The sequence below is a fragment of the Alcanivorax sp. 1008 genome (assembly GCF_020667895.1).
Lineage (GTDB): Bacteria > Pseudomonadota > Gammaproteobacteria > Pseudomonadales > Alcanivoracaceae > PGZG01.
This window is the reverse complement of record NZ_JAFMPS010000020.1, coordinates 1-25,531: the sequence shown is the minus strand read 5'-3', so window position 1 is coordinate 25,531 and position 25,531 is coordinate 1. Positions and strand designations below refer to the sequence as shown.

Sequence of the window (25,531 nt, the reverse complement as noted above, 5' to 3'; positions counted from 1 at the left end):
AGGCGGCGGATGATTTGCTGGCCTTTGAAGCTGGTGCCCGGCTGGATGATAGTCTGAATATTCGCGGTGATGGGCTCGGCGACTGGGAGGTGCTTAGTGTGCTTGATCCGGCGGATGCGGCACTGAGATTCCGGGGCCGGATTATCGGCTCAGCTGCCTATGACAATAAAACCACAGCTGCTGACCGGACTGACTATAAGCTGGATTATCCAGATGCTGCTGTTTACACCATGGTAGAAAACGATGCGGCAAGATTTTCCGGTAGTGCATTTGACGAGCCACAGCTTATCGATCTGCCGTTTCGTATTGCCCGCACCGGTGCGGTCGGCGCGGTACTGCACGATAGCGTCATGGCTGCATTGCCGGAGTTTTATCAGGTAACAATTTACATGGCTTGCGTGAACCCGGATATCGATGCAGCTTGTGCTGTTATTCCGGCGGAAGAAATCGGGCCGGGCCTGAACTACCCGGTAGAGATTGATAACGATAGCTGCGATGAAACCTGTGAAGATGATGATCCGGCGCTAACCGTCACCAAGGAAAAGCCGCGCGGTGGAGCGGGCTTCGCCTTTGCCAGTGGCTCCTTTAACCTGCAGTTTCTCGATGATGGCACGATTGTCACAGACCGCGCCGGAGAGTGTCGTCCATTGGTATCAACGGATCCGTTGGTGCGCGAAACCGCAAGCGGAACCATTGAGGAGTACCGGGTAGGTTACGTGTCGCGCACCTTGCCAGACAGCAACAGTGCCAATGTGCTCTTGTTTATGGCCGGCTCTGCAAGCGACGGCGGTATCTTTGACACCTTGTTAGACCCTCCGCCCATGCCACATTTCGGCACCCAGATTCAGGCTCGCCTTGATCTGGCAGAAACAGGCAAGCCGATGTTCCGCCTCGGGGATGACAACTTTGAAGCGGGCATACGTGCCTTCTGGCAGGATTTCTATCAGCCAGCTCGCTATGCGGAGGATTTCGATACCTATACTGGCGCTGTTGGTCTCACCCTGCAGGCCTTGGCTGGTGGCGCAGCCAGCGGGGTGGAGCTTGACCTTACCTGTGTGCCAGTGAGTGCGGCGCCACCACCGCCATAGGAAAGCAGAGACTGGCTGGGCAGGACGGATTGTCTACAATGACACTTGAAACTGCCCGGTCAGCTCGCTAAAGTACGGCCCGTTGCGCAAGATTGTCTACAACGGGCCTTTTTTATGTCTGATTCCCCCTTGGACACCTCCATGCAGGATAGCCGCACGTTGGCTGACCGGGTTTTTGCCCGGCTGCAGGATGATATTGTCCTTGGTGTGCTGCCTCCCGGTACCAAGCTTGGTGAAACCGAGCTGGCCAGTCGCTATGGGGTTAGCCGTGGCCCGCTGCGTGAGGCCATTCGCCGCCTCGAGTCTCGCAAGCTACTTGAACGGGTGCCCCATGTCGGCACCCGTGTTGCCTCCCTGAAAGCCGCTGATCTGATCGAAATCTATCGAGTGCGGGAAGCGCTGGAAGGCATGGCTGCGCGGCTGGCCGCCGAGAATATGACGGCGCAGGAGGTGGCGGGGCTGCGTGAGTTGCTGGCTCAGCACGAGCAGCAGCAGGATTTGAAAGAAGATACAGCCTATTTCCAGCGCGAGGGTGATCTGGATTTCCATTACCGGATTATTCAGGGCAGCCACAATCAGACCCTGATCGACTTGCTGATTGGCGAGATCTATCACCTGGTGCGTATGTATCGCTATCAGTTTTCCATGACCGCCAGCCGGCCGCAGAAGGCGCTCGGCGAGCACCGGCGAATTATCGAAGCAATTGAAACCCGTGATGGCGAAATGGCCGAGCTGCTGATGCGCCGCCATATCAGTCGCGCCCGGGAAAATATAGAAAGCCAGACCTAGATTTTTTGACAGGAGAAGATGATGAGCAAAGCAATCAGCGCTGGTGCGCGATTCCGCAAGGCGCTTGCTGAAGAGAAGCCGCTGCAGATTATGGGCACGATTAACCCTTACTGCGCGATGATGGCCGAGCGGGTCGGATATCGTGCGATCTACCTGTCTGGTGGCGGCGTTGCCAATGCTTCCTATGGTCTGCCAGATCTGGGGATGACCAGCCTGAATGATGTGCTGGAAGATGTCCGTCGTATTTCTGCGGCCACTGAAGTGCCCTTGCTGGTGGATATCGATACTGGCTGGGGCGGAGCCTTCAACATTGCTCGTACCGTCAAGGAAATGATCCGCGCTGGTGCCGGTGCGGTGCATATCGAAGACCAGGTGGCGCAGAAGCGTTGTGGTCATCGCCCAAATAAGGAAATCGTTTCCAAAGAAGAGATGGTGGATCGCGTTAAAGCGGCGGTTGATGCCCGAACCGATGACGACTTCTTTATTATTGCGCGTACTGATGCCTTCCAAAAAGATGGTCTGGATGCCGCTGTTGAGCGTGCCAAAGCCTGTCTTGATGCGGGAGCAGATGGCATCTTCGCCGAGGCGGTGCACACGCTGGAAGATTATCAGGCCTTTGCTAAAGGCATTGGTGGCGCCCATTTGCTTGCCAATATTACCGAGTTTGGTGCCACGCCATTGTTCAACCGCGACGAACTTGCTGCCAATGGAGCCACCATGGTGTTGTATCCACTGTCTGCCTTCCGCGCCATGAACAAGGCTGCGCTGAATGTTTACGAAGCGATTCGCCGCGATGGCCATCAGGCAAATGTGGTTGATACCATGCAGACCCGCATGGAGCTGTATGACTTCCTTGGCTATCACGCCTACGAGGAAAAACTGGACGAGCTATTCGCTAAAGGCAAAAGCTGATTTTTTACTGAATTGACTGAAACAGGGGAAACACCATGGCAGAAGCAAAGCAACTCAGTGGCGCTGGCCTGCGCGGCCAGGTAGCAGGTAAAACTGCATTGTCCACCGTTGGTAAATCCGGCTCCGGTCTGACCTATCGTGGCTATGATGTAAAAGATCTGGCCGAGAACTGCCAGTTCGAGGAAGTGGCCTATCTTATCCTCAAGGGCGAGCTGCCAACTCAGGCTCAGCTGGATGGCTATAAGGCCAAGCTTAAAACCCTGCGCGGTTTGCCGCAGGCACTGAAAGAAGTGCTTGAGCGCATTCCCAAAAATGCCCACCCGATGGATGTCATGCGTACCGGTTGTTCGATGCTGGGCAATCTGGAGACTGAGGAAGAGTTCAGCCAGCAGCAGGACGCCACAGATCGCATGCTGGCCGTATTCCCGTCCATCATCTGTTACTGGTATCGCTTCAGCCATGACGGTGTGCGCATTGATGAGAACACCGATGATGATTCCATTGGTGCTCACTTCCTGCATATGTTGCGTGGTGAAAAGCCCAATGCGCTGCACGAGCAGGTGATGAACGTTTCACTGATTCTTTATGCAGAGCACGAGTTCAATGCTTCGACCTTTACCGCTCGGGTATGTGCGTCCACCCTGTCCGATCTGCACAGTTGTATTACCGGTGCCATTGGCTCGCTGCGCGGCCCGCTGCATGGTGGCGCCAACGAAGCGGCCATGGACATGATCGAGAAGTTCAAGGATGCGGATCATGCGGAGCAGGAAATGCTTGGCATGCTGGCTCGTAAGGAAAAGATCATGGGCTTCGGTCACGCGATCTATAGCACCTCTGATCCGCGAAACGAGATCATCAAGCTATGGTCCGAGAAGCTTGCTGCTGACGTTGGCGATACCGTGCTTTATCCGGTGTCGGTACGCTGTGAGGCAGTTATGTGGCGCGAGAAGAAGCTGTTCTGTAATGCTGACTTCTTCCATGCATCGGCGTACCACTTCATGGGCATCCCCACCAAGCTGTTTACTCCGATCTTCGTTATGAGTCGTCTCACTGGCTGGGCTGCCCATGTCATGGAGCAACGTGCGGACAACCGGATTATCCGACCGAGCGCGGAGTACACCGGTGAAGAGCCGCGTAGCGTCAAGCCGATCAGCCAGCGCGGCTGAGGCTGCCTGACTGCTAGCTCAGACCAGGGCTCCGAGGTCAGATAAACACCCCGGAGCCTGATTTTTCTCGGCAATAATTAACCGTGAGCCATGAACTATGAACACCGAGTACCGCAAACGCCTTCCTGGAACCGTTCTGGACTACTTTGACACCCGCGAAGCGGTGGATGCTATCCAGCCCGGTGCTTATGACAAACTGCCGTATACCTCGCGCATCCTTGCAGAACAGCTGGTGCGTCGCTGCGATTCTGAATTGCTCAGTGATGCCCTCAAACAGCTGATTGAGCGCAGACGGGATCTGGACTTCCCCTGGTATCCCGCCCGCGTTGTTTGTCATGACATCCTCGGTCAGACCGCACTGGTTGATCTTGCCGGACTGCGTGAGGCGATTGCCGATGAAGGTGGTGAGCCGTCCAAGGTCAATCCGGTGGTGCCGGTACAGTTGATCGTAGATCACTCACTTGCGGTTGAGCACCCGGGCTTTGAAAAGGATGCCTTCGAGAAAAACCGCGAAGTGGAAGAGCGTCGTAACGCAGATCGCTTTCATTTTATTAATTGGTGCAAGACCGCCTTTGACAATGTTGATGTGATCCCGCCGGGCAATGGCATCATGCACCAGATCAATCTGGAAAAAATGTCGCCGGTAGTTCAGATACGCGACGGCGTGGCTTTCCCGGATACCTGTGTGGGCACCGATAGTCACACGCCGATGGTGGATGCGCTTGGCGTAATCTCGGTCGGTGTTGGCGGTCTGGAAGCGGAAAACGTTATGCTCGGTAATCCGTCCATGATGCGCCTGCCGGACATTGTTGGTGTCGAGCTTACCGGTAAACTGCAGCCCGGAATCACCGGTACCGATATGGTGCTGGCGCTGACCGAGTTCCTGCGTCGTGAGCGAGTTGTCGGCGCCTATCTGGAATTCTTCGGCGAAGGTGCGGACAGCCTGTCCGTTGGGGATCGGGCAACCATTGCCAATATGACCCCGGAATACGGCGCCACGGCTGGCATGTTCTTTATTAATGAGCAGACCATCGACTATCTGAAGCTGACCGGTCGCGAGGATGATCAAGTCGCTCTGGTGGAGAAGTTTGCCAAACATACCGGGCTGTGGTCGGACAGTTTGAAGAACGTTGAGTATGAGCGAGTGCTCAAGTTCGATTTGTCCGCCGTGCAGCGCAACCTGGCAGGCCCGTCTAATCCTCATGCATTGTTGCCGGTGTCAGAGCTTGCCTCCCGTGGTATTGCCAAACACGTCGATAATGAAGAAGGGCTGATGCCTGATGGTGCGGTTATTATTGCTGCCATCACCAGCTGCACCAACACCAGCAATCCGCGCAATATGATTGCTGCCGGTTTGATCGCGCGTAACGCCAACAAGCTTGGCCTGCTACGTAAGCCGTGGGTCAAGTCATCACTGGCGCCGGGCTCCAAGACCGTGAAGTTGTACCTTGAGGAAGCAGGCCTGCTGACAGAGCTGCAGCAACTGGGCTTTGATGTGGTCGCCTTTGCCTGCACTACCTGTAATGGCATGAGCGGCGCGCTGGATCCGAAGATACAAAAAGAGGTGGTTGATCGTGACCTTTATGCCACCGCCGTACTTTCCGGTAATCGTAACTTTGATGGTCGTATTCACCCCTATGCCAAGCAGGCTTTTCTGGCTTCGCCGCCGTTGGTAGTTGCCTATGCCATTGCTGGCAGCATCCGCTTCGATATTGAAAAGGATGTGCTGGGCCACGATCAGAGCGGTAAGCCGATTACCCTGAAGGATATCTGGCCGAGCGACGAAGAGATTGATGCAATCGTCAAGGCTTCGGTGAAGCCGGAGCAGTTCCGCCAGACCTATATACCCATGTTTGAAAAGAAGGGCGGTGATGAACGCGCTGCCAGCCCGCTGTATGAATGGCGGCCAATGTCCACCTATATCCGTCGCCCGCCATACTGGGAAGGCAATATGGCCAGTCAGCGGGAACTGAAAGGCATGCGCGCTCTGGCCCTGCTGCCGGACAACATCACCACCGATCATCTATCGCCATCGAATGCCATCATGATGGACTCCGCCGCGGGTGAGTATCTGCACAAGATGGGGCTGCCGGAGGAGGACTTCAATTCCTACGCAACCCATCGTGGCGATCACTTGACTGCACAACGAGCCACCCTGGCAAACCCGAAGCTGTTCAATGAAATGGTTACCGATGAGCAGGGCAAGGTGGTACAGGGCTCGCTTGCCCGGGTTGAGCCGGAAGGTAAAGTAATGCGCATGTGGGAAGCGATTGAAACCTACATGGAGCGCAAACAGCCTTTGATTATTATCGCCGGCGCTGACTATGGTCAGGGGTCCAGCCGTGACTGGGCAGCAAAAGGGGTGGCTCTTGCCGGAGTTGAAGCAATTGTTGCTGAGGGCTTCGAGCGTATTCATCGCACTAACCTGATTGGAATGGGTGTAATGCCGTTGCAGTTTGAAAGCGGCACTACTCGCAAGACGCTCAATCTTGATGGTACTGAGGTTTATGACGTTGAAGGTGAGTCGTCACCAGGTGCCAGATTGACTCTGGTTATCCATCGTCAAAATGGTGATGTCGAACGGGTTTCAGTGCTTTGTCGTCTTGATACTGCCGAGGAAGTCTCGGTGTACAAGTCCGGTGGCATCCTGCAGAAGTTCGCCAAGGATTTTATCCAGGGCGCCGTTGCCTGAGCATTCGGGGCGGAAGAATTTCCGCCCCGAACTAACCTGTACAAGGATCTAACCATGTCACACGCCCCGCAAATTAAAGTGCCCGCTACCTATATGCGTGGCGGTACCAGCAAAGGTGTGTTTTTCCGGCTTGAAGATTTGCCCGAGTCTTGCCAGAAACCTGGTGAGGCGCGAGATCGTCTGTTTATGCGGGTGATCGGTAGCCCGGACCCCTATGCCAAGCATATCGATGGCATGGGGGGAGCAACCTCCAGTACCAGTAAGTGTGTGATTCTGTCGAAGAGCACGCAGCCTGATCATGACGTGGACTATCTATACGGCCAGGTTTCAATCGACAAGGCATTTGTGGACTGGAGCGGTAACTGCGGCAACCTGTCCACCGCAGCAGGGGCATTTGCACTGCATGCCGGGTTGGTGGAAGCCTCACGTATTCCGCAAAATGGCATCTGCAGTGTGCGTATCTGGCAGGCCAACATTAACAAAACGATTATTGCCCATGTGCCGGTAACCAATGGCCAGGTTCAGGAAACAGGAGACTTCGAGCTGGATGGGGTGACATTCCCGGCGGCGGAAATTGTTCTTGAGTTTCTTGACCCGGCGGATGAAGGCGAGGGTGATGATGGCGGTGCCATGTTCCCCACCGGCAATCTGGTGGATGAGCTTGAAGTGCCCGGAGTGGGCACCTTTAAGGCAACCATGATCAATGCCGGTATTCCCACCGTGTTCGTCAATGCCGTCGATATCGGTTACACCGGTGCTGAGCTGCAGGATGCTATTAACGGTGATGCCAAGGCACTGGAGCGTTTCGAAACCATCCGTGCCTATGGCGCTCTGAAGATGGGCTTGATTAAGGATCTTGCCGGTGCTGCCACGCGCCAGCACACGCCGAAGATCGCCTTCGTCGCGCCACCCATGGATTATGTATCGTCTTCTGGCAAAGCAGTTAAGGCAGGGGATGTGGACCTGTTGGTACGGGCTCTGTCCATGGGTAAGCTGCACCACGCCATGATGGGCACTGCGGCGGTAGCTATCGGCACAGCAGCGGCTATTCCCGGCACCCTGGTAAATCAGGCTGCGGGTGGTGGCGACCGAGACGCGGTGCGCTTCGGCCATCCTTCGGGAACCCTGCGGGTGGGTGCGGAAGCGAAACTGGTAGGCGCTAACTGGACCGTGACCAAAGCGATCATGAGCCGCAGCGCGCGGGTGCTGATGGAAGGCGCGGTGCGACTGCCGGGCGATAGCATCTGAGTCGTTTGCAGGACCGGCTTTGGCGGCGCAAAGCATTCAAGATTTCGCCGTTAAAGCCCCTCCTATAGAGCTGCGGCGGGGGTATAGTGGGGGCAGTTAAGGCTTAGGGGGAAAGGCCATGCTGTCTCTTGAAGTTACCCATTGGCTGGATGCCGTGCTTTATGTCTTCTTTTTGCTGGTGCTGCTGGCACTGGTACTACTCGTAATTACCGGCGTGGTGCTGTGGATTCAGGACCGCTTCTTCCAGAAAACCCATGCCATCCGTCGCAATTATCCGCTGATTGGCCGCTTTCGCTATTTCTTCGAGCATCTTGGTGAGTTTTTTCGCCAGTACTTCTTTGCCATGGACCGTGAGGAACTACCCTTTAACCGCGCCCAGCGTGGCTGGGTTTATCGCGCCGCAAAAGACCTGTCCACCATGGTCCCGTTTGGCTCCACCAAAAGCATGCTGGCACCGGGGCGGGTGATCTTCCTGAATGACCCCTATCCGGTACTGGATAAGAGCAAGGCGGAAACCGTGCCGATGATGATCGGTCCCCATGCGCGGCTGCCATATGTGGCCAAGTCGCTGCACAATATTTCTGCGATGAGTTATGGAGCTCTGTCAAAACCGGCCGTGCTGGCGCTGTCAAAGGGCGCCGCAAGAGCTGGTTGCTGGATGAACACCGGCGAGGGTGGCCTGTCCCCCTGGCATCTGGAAGGTGGCTGCGACATTGTTTTCCAGATTGGCACCGCTCGTTATGGGGTGCGTGATGCGGATGGCAATCTCAGCGATGAGCGCCTGAAGGAAGCTGCCGCCCATCCCCAGGTAAAGATGTTCGAGATCAAGCTCAGTCAGGGCGCCAAACCCGGTAAAGGCGGCATATTGCCCGGTGCCAAGGTGACTGCAGAAATCGCAGCGATTCGTCATATACCGATTGGTGAGCCTTCTATCAGCCCCAACCGGCACCCGGATGTGGCCAGCGCCACCGAGCTGTTGGATATGATCCATCGGGTGCGCGAGGTGACTGGCAAGCCTGTGGGCATCAAGTTTGTGGTCGGGTCCTGGCAATGGCTGGAGGATTTCTTTATCGAAATTAACCGCCGTGGTATTGAGTCGGCGCCGGACTATATTTCAATTGATAGCGGTGATGGTGGTACCGGTGCGGCGCCAATGTCGCTGATGGATGATGTTGGTTTGCATCTGGCGGAGTCCCTGCCGTTGGTGGTGGACTTGCTGCAGGGCTACGGCCTGCGTGAGCGTATTCGGGTGGTGGCCGCTGGCAAGCTGATTACGCCAAATATGGTGGCCTGGGCGATTGCACTTGGTGCGGATTTTTGTGTTTCGGCGCGGGGCTATATGTTTGCCCTGGGTTGTATTCAGGCCATGCAGTGTGACAAAAATACTTGTCCCACTGGTATTACTACCCATAATCCTCGCCTCCAGCGTGGTCTGGTGCCCATTGATAAGGCTGAGCGGGTTTATCAGTATCATCGCCATCTGGTGAAAGAGGTTGAAGTTATTGCTCATTCATGTGGCGTGGTGGAACCCCGTGAGTTGCGCCGTCACCATGCACGCATGGTTGCCGGTGGTCCCCGTTCAGTTTTGCTTAGCGAACTGTGGCCGCCGGTAGAGAAGGGTATTTATTTGCGTCAAGGCAGGAGTGTTGATGTTTGATCTGATTGTAATCGGGGCCGGCTCCGGAGGCGTGCGAGCGGCGCGCATAGCTGCGGGCTTTGGTGCGAAAGTGGCCATTGTTGAAGAGCGCTTTTTCGGTGGTACCTGTGTCAACGTCGGCTGTGTGCCGAAGAAGCTGTTTTCCTATGGAGCCTCTTTTGGCGACCTTTTCAGACTGGCTGAGGATTATGGTTACGCTCTTCACTCACAGCCTGCATTCAGTTGGGACACTCTGCGTGATAACAAAACCCGCGAGATTGAACGGCTGAATGGTGTCTATCAGCGCATGCTGGAAGGGGCCGGGGTGCAGATCTTTTCCGGGCGAGGCGTAATTACAGCTGCGGATAAGGTTCGGGTGGGAGAGCAGATCATACAAGGTCGGCATATTCTCATTGCCACTGGTGGCAAGCCCTTTGTTCCGGACATTCCCGGTGGCGAGCATATTCTTATTTCTGATGACCTGTTCAGCCTGCCTGCGTTGCCCAAGCGCGTCGCGGTAATTGGCGGCGGTTATATCGCCTGCGAGTTTGCTTCGATTCTGAATGGTTTGGGGTGTCAGGTGCATCAAATCTACCGCGGCGACCTTTTTCTACGCGGCTTTGACCAAGAGGTGCGTGAGTTTGTCGCCGGTCAGGTGGCGCACCGTGGGGTTGAGCTGCATTTCTCTACTGATGTGCGATCCATTACTGCTAATGACCGCGCCAAGCAGCTACATCTAGAAGATGGCTCAGTACTGGAAGTGGATGCGGTGTTCTATGCCACTGGCCGGGTGCCTTATGTGGACGGTCTGTTTGAAGGCATCTCGCCAGCGCTCGGCGTCAATGGCGCATTACAGGTAGATGAGACTTTCCGCACCTCAGTGCCGGGAGTCTATGCGGTTGGCGATGTGATTGATCGTGTGCAGCTGACTCCGGTGGCTTTGGCAGAGGGCATGTGGCTGGCGCGTCATTTGTTTGCCCCTCAACAAGCAGGTGCTGCACCGGAATATGATTTCATTCCTACTGCTGTTTTCTGTCATCCGAACATTGGTACGGTTGGCCTTAGTCAGGAGTTGGCGCTGGAGAAGCACGGCACTATTCGTGTCTATTGCAGTGAGTTTCGAGGCATGAAATACAGCCTCGGTGAGGTTCAACACCGCTCTTTGATGAAGTTGATTGTGGATGATGTCACCGACGAGGTGATCGGCTTGCATGTTGTCGGCGATGATGCGGGAGAGATCGTTCAGGGTTTCGCCGTGGCCATTCGTAGCGGTGCGACCAAAGCGGACTTTGATCGCACCATCGGCATTCATCCCACTGCAGCTGAGGAGCTGGTTACTATGCGGCAGGGGAAAGTCGTTCAATGATGACTGGCAATCCATCCGCAGGTACCGGCAGGGAGGTTGTGTCGATGGGCATTTCATAGCCCGGCGCAACTCGCCAGCGGTACTTCAGCACCACCTGATGAAGGATCGCTTTTACCTGTAATTCGGCAAAGTGCAGGCCAATGCACTTATGCGCGCCGCCGCCAAACGGTACCCATGCATAGGGGTGGACCTTGTCTTCCCGACGTTCCTCGCTGAAGCGCCCCGGATCAAAGCGGAAAGGGTCTGGCCACAGTTCTTCCATATAGTGTGTGAAATAGGGCGACACATTAACCATGGTGCCTTTTGGAATAAAGCAGCCGGCGAACTCGGTGTCTGTTACTGTCATGCGCGGCATGGACGGCACTGGGGCGCAAAGTCTCAGAGACTCTTTCATTACCAGAGTGGCGTTGTGCATGGCATCCATATCTTCGTAGCCCAGTGTTGGCTTGCCGATGGCCTGGGACTCTTCACGAACGCGCTGCTGCCAATCCGGGTATTTGCCCAAGTAATAGAACATGTTTGATAGTGTGATGGTGGTGGTGTCGTGGGCTGCCATCATCAGAAAGATCATGTGGTTGACCACGTCCTCGTCACTGAAGCGCTCGCCGTCTTCTGTTTCTGCCCGGCACAGTACGCTGAAAAGGTCGCTGCCATTGCTATTGCGCTTGCCGGCCACTTTGTTGCGGAAAAACTTTTCCAGCACCTTGCGGCCCTTCAGGCCCTTTGCCCAGCGGCCGCCGGGAAGGGCAAAACGGACAATTGCGGTACCTGCACGCACCGTGTCAATAAAAGCCTGGTTGAGCGCGTCTGCCTCTGGACCGAGCTCTTCGCCCATAAATACGTCTGTGGCCAAATCCAGAGTCAATTGCTTGAGAGCCTTGAACACCATGAAGTCTCTTTGTGGCTGCCAGCGCTCAATGCCTTCGGCTATTGCCGGGCCCATTCGCTCGATATACGCTTTTAGTACATCGCGATTGAAGGCCTGCTGCATGATCTTGCGGTGCCAGCGGTGCTCTTCGAAGTCCAGCAGCATGATGCCGCGGTGGAAAAATTTTCCAATAAAGTAGTCCCAGCCCTTGTTGTTCGAGAACACATCATTGCGGTTGCGCAGGATGAACTCGTTGGCCTCTGGGCCAATCATCTGAACCATGCGGATGCCAAACAGGGAGGCCCAGCTGACTGGCCCATAATTGTCGTAGCGCTGGCGCATCATGTTGATGGGGTCGCGCATAAAAGCCAGCGACATGCCGATTAGCGGCAAGCCTTGATCACCTGGGACTGGCTTCAAAGAGCTGTCCGAGGGAGCCTCGCAAAGTGGTTGGCTGGAGGTGTAAGACATGACGGTTGCTCGGTTGTTGTGATAATTGACCCATTGTTGGCTGTGCGGGGGGCGGCTGCAATAAAGGTAAATAGCTTTCGCTGTGCTATTTACGCAAGGATCCGTCCGCAATGGGGCGGCGTTTTGATGGCGTCGTGGTGTATGATTGGCGCCGGGCTACGACTGTTTGGCAGGGAGAGGGTATGCGCCGGGTAGTGTTCAATCAGAAAGGTGGGGTGGGCAAGTCCAGCATTACGGTCAATCTGGCCGCCGTTGCCGCCACTCAGGGTAAGCGGGTACTGGTGGTCGATCTTGATCCACAGTGCAATGCCAGCCAATATCTGCTTGGTATGCAGGCTTGGCATGATGGTGTCGGCCCGAAGCCGAATGTAGGCGGTTTTTTTGCTCAGACGCTGTCATTCAAGCTGAAAGAAAAGGAACCGCGCGAGTATGTCCATGCGACTCCGTTCGAAAATCTATATCTGATTCCCTCCGATGGGGAGCTTGGCGAAATCGAGCACCTGCTGGAGAGTAAGCATAAGATCTACAAGCTGCGCGGCATGCTGAAAACTCTTGAGCGCGAGTTTGATGAGATCTATATCGACACCCCGCCAGCCTACAACTTCTACACACTATCGGCGTTGATCGGTAGTGATCGTGTGCTGATTCCATTTGATTGTGATGCTTTTTCCCGTCAGGCGCTGTACACCCTGCTGGAAAACATCAACGAAGCGCGCGGCGATCACAATGATGAGCTGAAGGTGGAGGGAATTGTCGTCAACCAGTTCCAGCCGAGGGCCAGGTTGCCGCAGCAGCTTGTCGATGAGCTGTCTTCCGAGGGGCTGCCTATGCTGGCCAACCGACTGTCCGCCAGCGTGGTGATGCGCGAATCCCATGACCGCTGCATGCCGTTGGCGTTTATGGCGCCCAAACACAAGCTGACAGAAGAGTTTCTCGCCCTGTACAACGAGCTGGACGGCTGATCAGGAAGCGCTTATGCAAGAAGATTCGCCGTACTCACCCCCCAAGGCCGGCTATGCTGGCAAGGGCCATATCGTCTATGAGGAGATGCTCCCGCTGTCTTTGACTCAGCGCCTCAATCGACTGCGCTATGCCTGTTATCAGTTAACCACGATGGTGATTTTCGCGCTGCTCGGGGTGCTGGCCGCGGTGTTCGCGGGTGCTGCCGGCCTTAAGGAGCAGACTCCTCTAGCACTGGCACTGGTGGTGATTTTCGGCATCATGATAGTGGGCATGGGGGTGTACATGTTTGCCCTGAGTGTGCGCAGGTTGCACGATCTTGGTCATTCCGGCTGGTTGGTGCTGCTGATGTTGCTGCCTATAGTCGTCTTGCCACTGCTCGTATTCATCGGGGGTGGGGCTCGGCTGGTGTTGCTGGCCGGCATTATCCAGCCTCTTTTCATGTTGTATCTTTATGCCGGGGCGGGGACCGCGGGGATGAACAGCTACGGCACCCCCAACCCGCCCAATGGTATGCTGGTAATGGTATTTGGCGGCCTATGGTGGGTCTTGTGCGTATTGGCATTGCTGCTAAATATAGCGATGGCAGTATTCTCGGTTTTTGCTCCAGAGCTATTGACGAGTCTTGGAGTGGAAAGCCAGCTACAACAGTTCGAGGAACTCGAGCAGCTGCTAAAGGCACTTTGAGGCCTGGTATATGACAACCTCTCAGTGTTTAAGGTAGGCTAAAAGCATAATAATATCGTCGGAGAGAACCGAATGAAGCGTCTTGTTCCCATTATCCTATTGCCCCTGCTGCTGGTTGCAGGAACTGCCTCCGCAGCGCTGGATAGGATGGATATTGATCAGCTGATGCAGAATGTCTGGAAGGTACGTACTGCGTTCCACACCTACACCGTGATGCAGGGTGATGCCACCTATATGGAGCGCCTTGAAGAGGTTATTGCGGATACGGATGATGTGGTTAGTGACCTTAATGAGTCGGCCCAGGAGGGCGATGATCAGGCCTTTATGGAGCTGGTTAACGAAAGCTGGGAGCGCTACCGCGGCTTTGCCGAGGGCAATACCTTCGCGGAGATGGGCTACACCGATCATTACACCATTCTGGATCTGGAAAACGAAGCACTTGCCTTGCACCGTCTTATCGATCAGCGCCGTCAGGACGTTTCAGGAAAGGCGGAGGATCTTACCGATCTTGCAATCCGGCTGCAGCGGTTGGCGTCGGAGTATATGTACACAGCTGCGGCACCTGATGCCGGGGCTGCAGGGGGCACTGGTGCGGAAAGTGGCAGAATCGAATTCGTTGATGCGGTGCCAGACTTTGATGCCCGTCTGAGTGCCATCCAGAAGGTCTGGGCTGGCAATCCGGATATCAGCAGAGAGCTGCGTTCCGTCGCATCAAAATGGGCTTTTATCCGAGAGTCGCTGGTTAAATTCTACGAAAATTCCGTGCCTTTCGTGGTGCAGCGCTATTCCGAGCAAATGGTGGAGTCGATTAATACGGCCGCTGAGATGGCCGGGGAATAGTCAGTAGACGGGAATAGCCAGTAGAATAACCTCGCTGGGTAGCACACAAAGACATTTCATGGAGAACAGAATGAAAAGGATTTTCACTGTCATGCTGCTGTGCGTGGCGTCACTGGCTGAGGCCCAAATTCAGCGTAGCGATACACTTTTATTGGAGCTCAGCGCCTGGCGGGCCAGGGCAGGATTCCACCAGTTATCCCTGAACGGCAATGCTGCGGAAGATATTGAGACCCTGAAAAGGGTTCTCTCTGAAGGAGCGACATACGCAGAGCGTATTCGTGCCGCCGCCGACAGCGACACCCTGCCAGCGGCCGGTGAATTGGTGTCGCGTTGGGATGAGCTTGGCAGCAGAGCCTTAAATAACCCGTTAGCAACATTGGGCTATGCTGATTTCAATGCCTTCAGTGAGCTTAATACGCTGGTGGTGGATATCACAGAGCAGTGTCAGCAGCTTGCTGGTGATGCGGCTGCGGGGCCCAATGATGGATTATTTTCCATGGGCATCTATCTGCAGCGTCTGGCTTCTGAATATTTGGCCCTGACTGCGTTCCCTTCTGCAGGAATTAATACTGGCACCAACCAGCCCTCAATGAACTTTGCTGAAGAGGCGATGAACTTTGAGCAGGCGCTGGACGCAGAGCAGGCCCGTTATGCTGACAACCAACAGGTAAAGCGTGTGCTTGACCAGACAAGAACTCGCTGGACCTTTATCCGTAATGCGGTGCCAGAGATGGATAACCCGGATTCGGCCAAGGTGCCGCTGCTTTTTTATCGTTACAGTAGTCAGATTACCGGCGATGTGATCGGGCTGGCTAATTGATCAGCCGGATCGCTGCGCCAGCCAATCGGCGATAATGCGCCAGGTGTGATCTGGCGCTTTGCTGCCGGCAAACACCCCGGCATGTCCTCCGGGCACAACTTCAAATCGTTTTTCCCGACTTCCCACGAGGCGCAGAATATCTCGCGCTGCATTAATTGTGACAATACGATCGCTGGCCCCCGCCAGCGCCAGAAGATCACAGCGAACCTCGCCCAGATTCGCAGTCCTGGCACCTATTTCAATCTGGCCTCCCGCCATGCTATTGGCAATCACCATCTTCTCGATCACTTCGCGCACGGTAGCGCCGGGGTAGTCAACCATATCGTTAAACCACTGGCCCATGGTCATATGTTCGGTGATGTACTCACGGTCGTTAATGTTTCTAACCAAATCAAGATAAGAGGTGACCACGGCGGGCGGGTTGGTCATTTTGAAGCCGATGGATAGCAGGTTGCCTGGAATGTGGAACATGCGCGTGTCCAGCGGTTCCAGCCGGATGCTGAACCAGTTGTGGGCTTTCATGGCGGGAGCGCTGAGCAGACGAAATGCCTTGCCGTAGGCGCCGCTTTTATGAAAGTTCACCGGGCTGGCGATGGTGGCAAGATTGCGCACTGGTGCCTCCGGGTGGCAGCCCAGATACATCAGGCAGAGCAGCCCCCCCATGCAGTAGCCCACCAGGCTGATGTCCGTGCAATCGGCATGTCGCTGCACACTGCTGACCGCCTTGGCGAGCCAGTGATTGACATAGGTATCCAGCGTCAGCTCGCGATCAGAGCGCGACGGCTGGCCCCAGTCAAGCAAGTAGACGTCATAACCGCGAGCCATCAGGTAACGAACCATGCTGCGGTTGGGCATGATGTCGAAGGTCCATGCCTGAATACCTAATGCGGGCACCAGCAGAATTGGCACGCGCTTTTTCTCCTGACTGACCGACAGGGCATGGCCATCCACATTGATGCTGTCCATGGGCGGCAGCGAGTAGTGTCGTACCGCCATGATGCCGTCGCGGAACACTTCAACCCAGGGTGTTTTGTCGGTGAGGATAAAACGGTGCGGATGACGGCGTCGCTCAAACGCATGGGACGCTGCGCGCAGGCTGCTTTTCAGTAGTTGTGCAGGACGACTGGCCATAGTGTTCCCTGAATTCATGGCGGGCCGGGGTTATCCCCAAGCCATAGTGCTGTTAATCTTGCGCCATTGTTTGCCTTGGGTAATTGACCGCTGTGACTTCCGATACTACCCCGAAATACACCCGCCTGGAGATCTGCCGTCGTTTTATCACCTCGGTAAGACATTCCACGGAGCTGGGCATTGAAGTGACCGAGGCGGAGGAGCATCGGGTTACGGCCATCATGCCCTGGCAGGCGCGGCTTGTGGGCAATCCTGATACCGGGATACTGCACGGTGGCGCGGTGTTTGCTTTTCTGGACCAGGTAGGTGGTTTGGCCGTGGCGACACGTGTCTATCCATCCTTTGAAATCACTCCGACCATCGACTTCCGGCTGGATCATTTGCGTGCGCCTGCCAAGGGTAAAGCCGTGGTTGGTGTGGGTGAGTGTTATCGGTTGACTGAACATGTGGCTTTTATTCGCCTGACTGCCTATGAAGAAGGTCAACAACACGATCCGCTGGCCACCGGTCTTGCCACTTATATGCGTATGAAAATTTCCGCGCAGAATTATTTCGGGAAGTCGAAAGCATGAGCGAGGCACTTAAAACACTGATCGCCGCCTGCCGTAAAGGTGAACAGCCCTATCAGGCTCTGGTGGAACGCGTGCCTTATGCCCAGTTTCTGGGCATTCGCATCGAGGCCAGGGGCGAGGAGTTGTCGTTCGTCTTGCCCAAGGCGGATACCAATGTTGGCAACCCGACCCTGCCGGCACTGCATGGTGGTGCCGTTGCCGGCTTTATGGAGCAGGCCGCACTGATCTTTCTGTTGCTGGAAATGGGGGAGCCAAAACTGCCCAAGACCATCGACTTCACCATCGATTATCTGCGCGCTGGTTTGTTTCGCGATACCTTTGCCGAGTGCCGGGTAACCCGGCTTGGGCGGCGTATTGGTAATGTAAATATCGAAGCCTGGCAGACGCGCCGGGACGAACCAATTGCTATCGCTCGAGCCCACTTTCTGCTGTCGGATGAGGGGGCTTAACGGCCTCGTCGGTTCACCGATGGCAAGCCAGCCAGATCAGACTGCTGGAGTTAGCAGTGGCCTGAGGAAGGTGTTGGCAAAGTCGCGCACACTGGCTTCGCTGGAAGGATCGATCACTCCATCGGGGCTGAGCACCAATGACTGGAGCAGACGTAGCAGCAGCTCTGCAGTCTGTTCGGCAGGTAGCTTGGCCATGTGTCCCTGTTGCTGGGACTTGCTTAACTGAGCGGCCAGGTACAGGCGCGCAAAAGTGGTCACTTGGGGCAGCCGGGTGGTTAGGTAGGGCAATATGGATTCTGCTTCCGAGCTGAGCAAGCGAATCAACAAAGGGTGGACGTGGGCACGAGTGACGGCCAGCACGAAGGCTTCGATTAATGAGTCCACCGCCGAGCGTTGCCCGTCCAGACGCTGCTCGATCAGCGCCAGCTGCTGCTGGCATTCACGCAAAATCACCGCTTGAACCAGCTGATCCTTATCGCCGAAGCGGCGGTACAGGGTGGCGCGGCCGATACCAGCTTGAAGGGCCACGTCTTCCATGGTGGTACGTCGTAGGCCGAATTCGATAAACAGAGAAAGCGCTGAATCCAGAACCAGGTCTGAGGTGCTGTCGTTTTTGTCGGCGGGGGCCTGGCCGGTCAGAGTAAGCACCGGGCTGCCTTCTGTCTGCCTGCGGGGCGGGTGTGGTTTTTTCATCAGCGGCTCCCTGTAACGGGCTATGGTAATGGAGAATACGGTCCCGGCAATAGCATTGTGATTTAGCGACATTGCAGGGTCGTATTGTCATAACACGACATTGCCGCCCGAGGGTGACAGGCATACTGTTGAGATTGCTTTGCTTTCCAGAATAGCCATGCTCAGAACAATAAGAGGTGCGCAATGAATATCAGACGGGTAAGCCATCCACCGGAAGACGTGACCATCTATAAAAGCTGGGATGGTCCCGGCCACGAGGATCTCGAATCACGCATGACCACCGACCACATTGAAGATGTGGTGGAGATTTTTCAGACCCCGCTGACCGGCCACTATAACTGGGACTATTCCAGTGCTGACGGCCGTATCCGCAAGCTTTACCGGCTCGGCAAGGAGTTGAACTGGAACGCCGATATGGACGTGGACTGGAGTCAGACCTTTCCCCATGATCAGATCCCGATGGATCAGAACATGAACCCGTTTATTGGCTGGGAACCGTTCGAGTCCATGTCGGACGACGAAAAGCTGCGCTTTGGTTGGCACAACCTGGCCTGGATGCTGGCCCAGTTTGTTCATGGTGAGCAGGGTGCCTTGCTGGTGGCGTCGCAGTTAGCCAGTTGTGCGCCTACCTTTGATGCCAAGCTATATGCCGCCTCACAGACCTTTGACGAGGCTCGTCATGTCGAGGTGTTTACCAAGTACCTGCAAGAAAAGATCGGCATCATGTATCCGATCAACCCAAACCTGAAGGTGCTGCTGGATAAAATCCTCTCTGATCCGCGCTGGGATCTGAAGTTTATCGGCATGCAAATCATCATCGAAGGACTTGCCCTGGCCGCTTTCAACACCCTCAAGCTGACCGCTCAGGATCCGCTGCTGCGCGACATTATCACTCTGGTTATACGGGATGAGGCAAGGCACGTTACCTTTGGTGTCAACTACTTAGAAGACTTTGTTCAGACTTTAACTGAAGAAGAAAAAGAGGATCGGGCGCAGTTCGCCTACGAGGCATGCGTGGTCATGCGTGAGCGTCTGATCAGCACCGAGGTGTTCGAGCACTTTGGCTGGGATGTGCCGGCGGCGCGCGAGCGAGTGTTGGAATCCTACCTGATGCAGCAGTTCCGGAATCTGCTGTTCACCCGGGTGATCCCTAACCTGAAACGTATTGGTCTGCTCACCGACAAGGTGCGGCCGAAGTTTGAGGAGTTGGGTATTCTGCAGTTTGAGAACCTGCTTGATGACGGCGATATCGACTGGGCGGAGCTGTCACGGCCGCTTTACGAGAAATCTGCCTGAGCAAGCCCTGCGGGGTCTTCGGCCAGTTAGTCTAGGGATACCAGGACGAGCTGGCCGGGTGACGCTCGCTAATAGTGATCAATTCCTGATAATTGATGTCGGCCACCCAGGCGTGCTCCGACGGCCTGCCCAGAGCGTGCATTGTGGTGCCCGTCGCCTGTATTTGCTGCAGGGCCTGTCCGTCGGCCAGCCACTGCAGCCCTTCATCAAGCAGCACCACTTCATCACCCTCGGCAAGGCATTGCAGCATCAGTGCCAGCAGGTCGGTGCGAGCTATGGGAAAGGCAAGCAGGTGTAGCATCAGCAATGCACCAACTGGCGGGCCTGCTGACACAATCCGGCCAGTTGCTCAGGGCTAATTGTGGTCAGGGGCAGGTCGGTGGTTGGCGCTGAGGCCTGGCCACAAAGAAAAAACTCGCTGATGCCGATATCGGCAAGCTGCTGCAGGCGCTGCTGTACGGCCTGATCCTCCCATGACTCGGCAGCGTCACTGACAAGTACTACTTTTAGCGGCAGCTCAAACAGGGCAAGTGTGAGTAGCAAGTCTTGCCACTCCGTAAAGCCGGTCTGTGTTGGCGAACGTCGCCATAGCACCATAATCATCCGAAACTCAGCACTCTGTCGCTGTCACGCAGGGCCTCTGCCCACTGCCCCAGACCGCTGATCTGCCAGGGTTGCAGCGTGTCGCCGCCTGTCAGGCCTCGTTGCTGGGCCGCAGAAACGCATAGCACGGCATCAATATTGTGGGTCGATATCAGGGATTGCCAGGCCTCATGCAACACGCAGGATGGCAGCGCCAGAAGAACGCCGTCGCGGAAAAAAAACAGTCTTTTCAGGGAGTGGCCGGCTGCCAGAATGGCACGGGCGGTGAGCAGTGCGGACTGCGCGGCCGGATGTTCCGGTGCCGCGCAGATCAGCAAGCTGTAGTGCATCAGTCGTCGCCGCTCAATGCGGTAAACAGGTGCAGCAGGCTCATGAACAGATTGTAGATGCTGACGAACAGGGTCACGGTGGCCATGATGTAGTTGGTTTCACCGCCGTGGATGATGGCGCTGGTTTGCCACAGGATCAGCATCGATGAAAGCAGCACGAAGGCCCCGGAGACAGCCAGCGACAGGGTCGGCAGGTTGAAGAAGTAAGCCGCCAGACCGCCAAGGAAGGCAACGATGATGCCAACCATCAGAAACTGGCCAAGGAAGCTGAAGTCTTTGCGGGTTACCAGCGCCACAGCGGATAGGGCGACGAATACCACTGCCGTGGAAGCCAGTGCCAGTGTTACCAGTTCCATGCCACCTTGAACGGCAGCGTAGGCGCTGATAATCGGCCCTGTGGTGAAGCCCAGCCAGCCGGTGATGCCGAAAACACCAAGGATGCCGGCGGCACTGTTGCGCATTACATTGGTAAAGATCAGCAAGCCGAAGTAAACAACGATGGTCAGGATTGGATTGATAAAGCCGATGCCGCTGTTCATGGCAAACCAGCCGCAGGCGGCGGAGAAGGCCAGCGCCATGCCGAGTAGCATATAAGTGTTGCGCAATACACGAGCAGCTTGATCGCCGCTAACTGAAACAACCGTGCTGTTTGGGGCTACGTAGGGGCTTTGCTCTCTCATAGGTCGACTCCTGGTCGGTTTGGCTCCGTGTTGCCCGGATGATACGGCAGCCAAACGTTAATTCAAGTGAATCCGCTGCCTGTTGATGCTTGACTGATTCGATTTGATGTTTATGATGCCGGGCTTGCGGAGAGGTGGCAGAGCGGTTGAATGCAGCGGTCTTGAAAACCGCCGAGGATTAACGTCCTCCGTGGGTTCGAATCCCACCCTCTCCACCACTCAAGAAGGCCCTGCGTAGCGGGGCTTTTTTATTTGCTGGCAGGGCGCTCATCTAGCCAGGCCGCTGGTTCGGCGCGGGCAGGGAAACTTGCAGTCCTTTCCAGCAAACCATGGACGTCTCTTTGTCCTGTCTTCAAGCACCCGCCAAGGATTTGCGTGGCCTCTGATGTCATGCCGATATCTTACTGATATATATCACTTTTCCTACTTGTTGCTGTGTAATTAAAGTACAGTGCCGCCATACGATTGCCTCTGGCTGGCCAAGTTTGTCGCTGGCAGCCTTTACCACTTCAAACGGGGCGGGTTCGTCGTTAATCTGCATCGTACGGATGCCATAAATGCCAAGGGAATGACTAGCGGAGCGCAGGATGATCAAGGTACTGGTGGTTGATGACCATGAGCTGGTGAGGATGGGCATTACCAGAATGCTGGCTGATGTGAACGGCTTTAATGTCGTCGGCGAGGCCTGCAGCGGAGAGCAGGCCGTGCAAATGACCAGGGATCTGTCGCCGGACGTAGTGTTGATGGACGTTAAGATGCCCGGCATTGGTGGTCTTGAAGCCACCCGTAAGATTCTGCGTCACGATGATGCGGCCAGAGTTATTGCCGTGACGGTGTGTGAAGAAGAGCCATTTCCGACCCGACTGATGAAGGCCGGTGCCGCCGGGTATCTGTCCAAAGGGGCGGACATGGATGAAATGGTGCGCGCTATCCGGGTGGTGTTTGCCGGGCAACGTTATATCAGTCCCGCCATTGCTCAGGCCATGGCGCTGCGTCCGTTTAATGGCAACGAGACCGCACCGATGGAGCTGCTGTCGGAGCGCGAACTGCAGATTATGATGATGATCGTCAGCTGCCATCGGGTACAGGCGATTTCTGACAAGCTATGCCTGTCACCAAAGACGGTGAACACCTATCGCTACCGGATTTTCGACAAGCTGGGAATTTCCAGCGATGTCGAGATGACCTTGCTGGCCATGCGTTGGGGCATGATTGATGAGACCACCACGGCGACTCCGGTAGCTATCGGCTGACACCTCGCTGTTGCATAATCCGGCCCTGACGATCCACTTCTGAGTTCGGATGGCCGCTTTACATGCCTTTTGATTCCCGTCTTTTTCTGTCTAGCTGCAGCACCTTGCCCGGTGTCTACCAGATGCTCGATCGGGACGGTGCCGTGCTTTACGTGGGTAAGGCACGGGATCTGAAGGCGCGGCTTTCCAGCTATTTTGTCAAAACCGTGGCGGCACCTAAGACCCGGGCACTAGTGGCCCGGATACACGATATACAGACCACCGTTACCGCCAGCGAGACCGAGGCGCTACTGCTTGAACAGGCGCTGATCAAATCGCTGCACCCGCCTTACAACATCCTTATGCGGGATGACAAAACCTATCCTTATATCAAGATCACCACTGCCGATGAATTTCCCCGGGTGGCATTTCATCGTGGCCAGCGTCGTCCCGGAGCACGATATTTTGGTCCGTTTCCCGGGGCTACCGGGGTGCGCGAAACGCTGAATACTCTGGAAAAAGTGTTCCGCCTGCGTAACTGCCGGGACAGCTTCTTTCACAACCGCACCAGACCCTGTCTGCAGTATGAAATCCGGCGTTGCACCGGGCCCTGTGTCGGGCTGGTATCTACGGACGAGTATGCAGTTCAGGTACGCATGGCAGCGGACTTTCTTGAGGGCCGCGACCGCGCAGTAACCGATGAGCTTACCGCGCAGATGGAGCAGGCGTCGCAGGCGCTGGAGTTCGAGCGCGCCGCTGCGCTGCGCGACCAGATCGCCGGGATTCGCGCGGTGCAGCAAAAGCAGTACGTGGATACCGCCGGTGGCGATGTGGACGTGGTGGCTATCGCCATACGTCATGGTATGGCGGTAATCGCGGTATTGATGATTCGTCAGGGCAAGATGCTCGGCATTCGCAATTGGCAGCCGGATACCCGTGGTGAAGAAGATGGCCAGGTGGTGCTGTCCGCATTTCTGGCTCATCACTATTTACAGCCAGATGATGCCGGACTGCCGGACGAGGTTATTTTGCAGGACCAGGCTGATGGCAGCGAAGCGCTTGCTGAGGCGGTGCGTCAGCAGCAGGGCAAACGCCTGCGTCTGGCCCACCGGGTGCGAGGCGAGCGCCGTCGCTGGTTAATGATGGCGCAGCAGAACGCCGAGCAGACCCTGCTATCCCGTTTGGCCAATCGGGAAAATATTGATGCTCGCTACGCGGCGCTGGATGAGCTGCTCGGCAAGCCGCTACAGCCGCGTCGTATCGAATGCTTTGATATCAGCCATACCGGTGGCGAGAAAGCAGTCGCGTCCTGCGTGGTCTTTGGCTCCGATGGCGCGCTGAAAAGCGACTATCGACGCTTCAATGTGTCGCCCCCGGTGGGCGGCGATGATTACGCGGCAATGGAAGAGGCGGTGCGTCGGCGCTATGCACGCTTGCGCCGCGACACCGGCAAATTGCCGGGGCTGTTGCTGATTGATGGCGGTAAGGGCCAGGTGAGCAGGGTGGCTGCGGTACTTGAGGAGCTGGGTTTTGCCGATGAGCCGGTACTGCTTGGCATCGCCAAGGGGCCGTCACGCAAGGCAGGGCTAGAGGTGTTGTGTCGTCCGGATGGCGTGCAGCTGACGCCAGATGCGGACAATCCGGCTCTGCATCTATTGCAACAGGTTCGGGATGAAGCACACCGCTTTGCCATAACCGGCCATCGGGCACGACGGGGCAAGGCCCGCAGCCAGTCCTCTCTGGAGGATATTCCTGGCGTTGGCGCCGCGCGTCGTCGGGCGTTGCTGAATCATTTTGGCGGGCTGCAGCCGCTGCGTAACGCGTCTGCCGAGGAAATCTCACGGGTGGCCGGTATCAGTCCGGCCTTGGCGCTATCGATCTACGATTGGCTGCATGCCTGAAATCCCATGCCGCATGGCTCGTCTGTTGCAACGTGTCACAACCCTGACGCATTCCTTTATACTGTCGCCGTCTTCCTGCCCTACGGTTATTGCTGATGTCTGACACTGCTGCGCGATTGACTCTGCCTAATTTGATTACCCTCGCGCGGCTGTTGCTGATTCCGGTATTTGTGGCAGTGTTTTATATGCCCTATGGCTGGGCGCCCATGGCTGCTGCCGCCATTTTTCTGCTTGCCGGGCTCACCGATCTGCTAGATGGCTATCTGGCTCGCCGTTTGAATCAGACCAGTCGGTTTGGCGCCTTTCTTGACCCGGTTGCTGACAAGCTCATGGTGGCCGCCGCACTGGTTTTGCTGGTGCAGGCCCATGCCACCATCTGGCTGGCAGTGCCGGCGCTGGTAATTATCTCTCGGGAGATCACTGTTTCCGCATTGCGCGAATGGATGGCGGAAATCGGCCAGCGTGCCCGGGTTGCCGTTAGTAGTATTGGCAAGATCAAAACTGTGCTGCAGATTTCGGCTATAACCGGCTTGCTGGCTATTCGTCCCTTGCAGGATGCGGAAGGAGATCTGCTGATGACACCGTTTGACTGGCTTACCTATAGCCTGCTCTATGCAGCTACCTTTCTTACTCTCTGGTCCATGTTTTCCTATTTGCGTGCCGCCTGGCCTGAGCTTTGGCCCTCCCGCCAGGGTCGCTGATCAAAAACAGCGCAGTCAGTCACTTGCAAGGCGCCAAGTGCTTGACAGGGGAGGGGGTGCGGGTAGAATGCCATCCGCTGTCACCAATACGGTTTCGGCATTGCGGGAATAGCTCAGTTGGTAGAGCACGACCTTGCCAAGGTCGGGGTCGCGAGTTCGAGTCTCGTTTCCCGCTCCAGTTTTTCCAAACCTCGGCGAGTCCGAGGTTTTTTGTTTCGGCGCGGTGGCAGAGTGGTTATGCAGCGGATTGCAACTCCGTGTACGCCGGTTCGATTCCGACCCGCGCCTCCATCTATACTCCCCTGAAGTCCCCCGCCCGGGTGGCGAAATTGGTAGACGCATGGGACTTAAAATCCCTTGTCCTTCGGGACGTGCCGGTTCAAGTCCGGCCCCGGGCACCA

Annotated in this window: 25 protein-coding genes and 4 tRNA genes; 22 read left to right on the top strand and 7 right to left on the bottom strand. The window is 56.0% G+C overall.

From position 1 onward, the window contains the following. From J1C54_RS14495 to gorA, 8 genes are all read left to right on the top strand, one after another. A partial coding sequence (locus J1C54_RS14495) for a hypothetical protein (protein WP_229149307.1) occupies positions 1–1,088 on the top strand: 1,088 nt, incomplete at its 5' end. A 114-nt stretch (positions 1,089–1,202) separates the two neighbouring features. Continuing rightward, positions 1,203–1,877, top strand: coding sequence for a GntR family transcriptional regulator (locus J1C54_RS14490; RefSeq protein ID WP_229149306.1), 675 nt, complete (start codon positions 1,203–1,205; stop codon positions 1,875–1,877). Positions 1,878–1,898: 21 nt separating this feature from the next. Next, entirely contained in the window at positions 1,899–2,789 is an 891-nt protein-coding gene (gene prpB / locus J1C54_RS14485; protein WP_229149305.1) for a methylisocitrate lyase, read from the top strand. Between the two features lie 35 nt (positions 2,790–2,824). Then, positions 2,825–3,955 (top strand): 2-methylcitrate synthase, encoded by a 1,131-nt coding sequence (prpC, locus tag J1C54_RS14480; RefSeq protein ID WP_229149304.1) that lies wholly within the window; start codon positions 2,825–2,827, stop codon positions 3,953–3,955. A 97-nt stretch (positions 3,956–4,052) separates the two neighbouring features. Beyond that, positions 4,053–6,647, top strand: coding sequence for a Fe/S-dependent 2-methylisocitrate dehydratase AcnD (gene acnD, locus J1C54_RS14475; RefSeq protein ID WP_229149303.1), 2,595 nt, complete (start codon positions 4,053–4,055; stop codon positions 6,645–6,647). A gap of 54 nt (positions 6,648–6,701) precedes the next feature. Then, positions 6,702–7,895 carry a 2-methylaconitate cis-trans isomerase PrpF gene (gene prpF, locus J1C54_RS14470; RefSeq protein WP_229149301.1) on the top strand — a complete coding sequence of 398 codons (1,194 nt, stop codon included), beginning with the start codon at positions 6,702–6,704 and terminating at the stop codon, positions 7,893–7,895. Between the two features lie 118 nt (positions 7,896–8,013). After that, complete coding sequence (locus J1C54_RS14465) at positions 8,014–9,552, top strand: FMN-binding glutamate synthase family protein (protein WP_229149298.1); 1,539 nt, start codon at positions 8,014–8,016, stop codon at positions 9,550–9,552. Beyond that, positions 9,545–10,897 (top strand): glutathione-disulfide reductase, encoded by a 1,353-nt coding sequence (gene gorA / locus J1C54_RS14460; protein ID WP_229149296.1) that lies wholly within the window; start codon positions 9,545–9,547, stop codon positions 10,895–10,897. The genes J1C54_RS14465 and gorA overlap by 8 nt, the downstream gene beginning before the upstream one ends. On the opposite strand, the gene J1C54_RS14455 is transcribed toward gorA, so the two are convergent. Further along, positions 10,869–12,185: a cytochrome P450 gene (locus tag J1C54_RS14455; protein ID WP_229149293.1), complete on the bottom strand. Its 1,317-nt coding sequence runs from the start codon at positions 12,183–12,185 to the stop codon at positions 10,869–10,871. The two genes, gorA and J1C54_RS14455, sit on opposite strands and share 29 nt — an antisense overlap. A 233-nt stretch (positions 12,186–12,418) precedes the next feature. Here J1C54_RS14455 and J1C54_RS14450 point away from each other — a divergent pair, with 233 nt between their 5' ends. The 4 genes from J1C54_RS14450 (at position 12,419) to J1C54_RS14435 (ending at position 15,543) form a co-directional block, all read left to right on the top strand. Continuing rightward, positions 12,419–13,198, top strand: a complete 780-nt coding sequence (locus J1C54_RS14450; RefSeq protein WP_229149309.1) for a ParA family protein — start codon at positions 12,419–12,421, stop codon at positions 13,196–13,198. 13 nt (positions 13,199–13,211) lie between these two features. Further along, positions 13,212–13,883, top strand: coding sequence for a DUF805 domain-containing protein (locus tag J1C54_RS14445; RefSeq protein ID WP_229149290.1), 672 nt, complete (start codon positions 13,212–13,214; stop codon positions 13,881–13,883). Between the two features lie 72 nt (positions 13,884–13,955). Further along, entirely contained in the window at positions 13,956–14,723 is a 768-nt protein-coding gene (locus J1C54_RS14440; RefSeq protein ID WP_229149288.1) for a hypothetical protein, read from the top strand. Positions 14,724–14,793: 70 nt separating this feature from the next. Then, positions 14,794–15,543 carry a hypothetical protein gene (locus J1C54_RS14435; RefSeq protein WP_229149287.1) on the top strand — a complete coding sequence of 250 codons (750 nt, stop codon included), beginning with the start codon at positions 14,794–14,796 and terminating at the stop codon, positions 15,541–15,543. On the opposite strand, the gene J1C54_RS14430 is transcribed toward J1C54_RS14435, so the two are convergent. Beyond that, entirely contained in the window at positions 15,544–16,674 is a 1,131-nt protein-coding gene (locus J1C54_RS14430) for an alpha/beta fold hydrolase (protein ID WP_229149286.1), read from the bottom strand. Between the two features lie 92 nt (positions 16,675–16,766). Here J1C54_RS14430 and J1C54_RS14425 point away from each other — a divergent pair, with 92 nt between their 5' ends. Next, complete coding sequence (locus J1C54_RS14425; RefSeq protein WP_229149285.1) at positions 16,767–17,246, top strand: PaaI family thioesterase; 480 nt, start codon at positions 16,767–16,769, stop codon at positions 17,244–17,246. Then, positions 17,243–17,695, top strand: coding sequence for a PaaI family thioesterase (locus tag J1C54_RS14420; RefSeq protein ID WP_229149284.1), 453 nt, complete (start codon positions 17,243–17,245; stop codon positions 17,693–17,695). Before J1C54_RS14425 ends, J1C54_RS14420 begins: the two co-directional genes overlap by 4 nt. 36 nt (positions 17,696–17,731) lie before the next feature. Here the strand turns inward: J1C54_RS14420 and J1C54_RS14415 are convergent, their stop codons facing one another. Then, positions 17,732–18,388 (bottom strand): TetR/AcrR family transcriptional regulator, encoded by a 657-nt coding sequence (locus tag J1C54_RS14415; RefSeq protein WP_229149282.1) that lies wholly within the window; start codon positions 18,386–18,388, stop codon positions 17,732–17,734. A 183-nt stretch (positions 18,389–18,571) separates the two neighbouring features. Here J1C54_RS14415 and J1C54_RS14410 point away from each other — a divergent pair, with 183 nt between their 5' ends. Beyond that, complete coding sequence (locus J1C54_RS14410; protein ID WP_229149280.1) at positions 18,572–19,684, top strand: ferritin-like domain-containing protein; 1,113 nt, start codon at positions 18,572–18,574, stop codon at positions 19,682–19,684. Between the two features lie 31 nt (positions 19,685–19,715). Here J1C54_RS14410 and J1C54_RS14405 read toward each other — a convergent pair whose 3' ends face one another. Genes J1C54_RS14405 through J1C54_RS14390 form a run of 4 tightly spaced genes read right to left on the bottom strand, consistent with a single transcriptional unit; the run spans position 19,716 to position 21,296 of the window. Next, positions 19,716–19,985 (bottom strand): hypothetical protein, encoded by a 270-nt coding sequence (locus J1C54_RS14405; RefSeq protein WP_229149278.1) that lies wholly within the window; start codon positions 19,983–19,985, stop codon positions 19,716–19,718. Continuing rightward, positions 19,985–20,287 carry a hypothetical protein gene (locus J1C54_RS14400; protein WP_229149276.1) on the bottom strand — a complete coding sequence of 101 codons (303 nt, stop codon included), beginning with the start codon at positions 20,285–20,287 and terminating at the stop codon, positions 19,985–19,987. Before J1C54_RS14400 ends, J1C54_RS14405 begins: the two co-directional genes overlap by 1 nt. Continuing rightward, positions 20,284–20,616: a DsrE/DsrF/TusD sulfur relay family protein gene (locus tag J1C54_RS14395; protein ID WP_229149273.1), complete on the bottom strand. Its 333-nt coding sequence runs from the start codon at positions 20,614–20,616 to the stop codon at positions 20,284–20,286. The genes J1C54_RS14400 and J1C54_RS14395 overlap by 4 nt, the downstream gene beginning before the upstream one ends. Continuing rightward, the gene (locus J1C54_RS14390) at positions 20,616–21,296 is read right to left on the bottom strand and encodes a Bax inhibitor-1/YccA family protein (protein ID WP_229149269.1); all 681 of its coding nucleotides are present in this window, start codon (positions 21,294–21,296) and stop codon (positions 20,616–20,618) included. The genes J1C54_RS14395 and J1C54_RS14390 overlap by 1 nt, the downstream gene beginning before the upstream one ends. A gap of 128 nt (positions 21,297–21,424) precedes the next feature. On the opposite strand from J1C54_RS14390, the gene J1C54_RS14385 reads away from it, so the two are divergent. The 7 genes from J1C54_RS14385 (at position 21,425) to J1C54_RS14355 (ending at position 25,531) form a co-directional block, all read left to right on the top strand. Next, a tRNA-Ser gene (locus J1C54_RS14385) sits at positions 21,425–21,514 on the top strand. A gap of 369 nt (positions 21,515–21,883) precedes the next feature. Then, positions 21,884–22,549, top strand: a complete 666-nt coding sequence (uvrY, locus tag J1C54_RS14380; protein ID WP_229149268.1) for a UvrY/SirA/GacA family response regulator transcription factor — start codon at positions 21,884–21,886, stop codon at positions 22,547–22,549. 62 nt (positions 22,550–22,611) lie between these two features. Continuing rightward, positions 22,612–24,429 (top strand): excinuclease ABC subunit UvrC, encoded by a 1,818-nt coding sequence (uvrC, locus tag J1C54_RS14375; RefSeq protein ID WP_229149267.1) that lies wholly within the window; start codon positions 22,612–22,614, stop codon positions 24,427–24,429. A 95-nt stretch (positions 24,430–24,524) separates the two neighbouring features. Then, entirely contained in the window at positions 24,525–25,130 is a 606-nt protein-coding gene (gene pgsA / locus J1C54_RS14370) for a CDP-diacylglycerol--glycerol-3-phosphate 3-phosphatidyltransferase (RefSeq protein ID WP_229149266.1), read from the top strand. Positions 25,131–25,232: 102 nt separating this feature from the next. Beyond that, a tRNA-Gly gene (locus J1C54_RS14365) sits at positions 25,233–25,308 on the top strand. Positions 25,309–25,347: 39 nt separating this feature from the next. After that, positions 25,348–25,421 (top strand) — tRNA-Cys (locus J1C54_RS14360). 23 nt (positions 25,422–25,444) lie between these two features. Then, positions 25,445–25,531, top strand: a tRNA-Leu gene (locus J1C54_RS14355).

Coding starts and splice junctions, on each gene's coding strand:
- J1C54_RS14490 (WP_229149306.1), top strand. CDS start 1,203: ATGTCTGATTCCCCCTTGGACACCTCCATGCAGGATAGCCGCACGTTG.
- prpB (WP_229149305.1), top strand. CDS start 1,899: ATGAGCAAAGCAATCAGCGCTGGTGCGCGATTCCGCAAGGCGCTTGCT.
- prpC (WP_229149304.1), top strand. CDS start 2,825: ATGGCAGAAGCAAAGCAACTCAGTGGCGCTGGCCTGCGCGGCCAGGTA.
- acnD (WP_229149303.1), top strand. CDS start 4,053: ATGAACACCGAGTACCGCAAACGCCTTCCTGGAACCGTTCTGGACTAC.
- prpF (WP_229149301.1), top strand. CDS start 6,702: ATGTCACACGCCCCGCAAATTAAAGTGCCCGCTACCTATATGCGTGGC.
- J1C54_RS14465 (WP_229149298.1), top strand. CDS start 8,014: ATGCTGTCTCTTGAAGTTACCCATTGGCTGGATGCCGTGCTTTATGTC.
- gorA (WP_229149296.1), top strand. CDS start 9,545: ATGTTTGATCTGATTGTAATCGGGGCCGGCTCCGGAGGCGTGCGAGCG.
- J1C54_RS14450 (WP_229149309.1), top strand. CDS start 12,419: ATGCGCCGGGTAGTGTTCAATCAGAAAGGTGGGGTGGGCAAGTCCAGC.
- J1C54_RS14445 (WP_229149290.1), top strand. CDS start 13,212: ATGCAAGAAGATTCGCCGTACTCACCCCCCAAGGCCGGCTATGCTGGC.
- J1C54_RS14440 (WP_229149288.1), top strand. CDS start 13,956: ATGAAGCGTCTTGTTCCCATTATCCTATTGCCCCTGCTGCTGGTTGCA.
- J1C54_RS14435 (WP_229149287.1), top strand. CDS start 14,794: ATGAAAAGGATTTTCACTGTCATGCTGCTGTGCGTGGCGTCACTGGCT.
- J1C54_RS14430 (WP_229149286.1), bottom strand. CDS start 16,674: ATGGCCAGTCGTCCTGCACAACTACTGAAAAGCAGCCTGCGCGCAGCG.
- J1C54_RS14420 (WP_229149284.1), top strand. CDS start 17,243: ATGAGCGAGGCACTTAAAACACTGATCGCCGCCTGCCGTAAAGGTGAA.
- J1C54_RS14415 (WP_229149282.1), bottom strand. CDS start 18,388: ATGAAAAAACCACACCCGCCCCGCAGGCAGACAGAAGGCAGCCCGGTG.
- J1C54_RS14410 (WP_229149280.1), top strand. CDS start 18,572: ATGAATATCAGACGGGTAAGCCATCCACCGGAAGACGTGACCATCTAT.
- J1C54_RS14405 (WP_229149278.1), bottom strand. CDS start 19,985: ATGCTACACCTGCTTGCCTTTCCCATAGCTCGCACCGACCTGCTGGCA.
- J1C54_RS14400 (WP_229149276.1), bottom strand. CDS start 20,287: ATGATTATGGTGCTATGGCGACGTTCGCCAACACAGACCGGCTTTACG.
- J1C54_RS14395 (WP_229149273.1), bottom strand. CDS start 20,616: ATGCACTACAGCTTGCTGATCTGCGCGGCACCGGAACATCCGGCCGCG.
- J1C54_RS14390 (WP_229149269.1), bottom strand. CDS start 21,296: ATGAGAGAGCAAAGCCCCTACGTAGCCCCAAACAGCACGGTTGTTTCA.
- uvrY (WP_229149268.1), top strand. CDS start 21,884: ATGATCAAGGTACTGGTGGTTGATGACCATGAGCTGGTGAGGATGGGC.
- uvrC (WP_229149267.1), top strand. CDS start 22,612: ATGCCTTTTGATTCCCGTCTTTTTCTGTCTAGCTGCAGCACCTTGCCC.
- pgsA (WP_229149266.1), top strand. CDS start 24,525: ATGTCTGACACTGCTGCGCGATTGACTCTGCCTAATTTGATTACCCTC.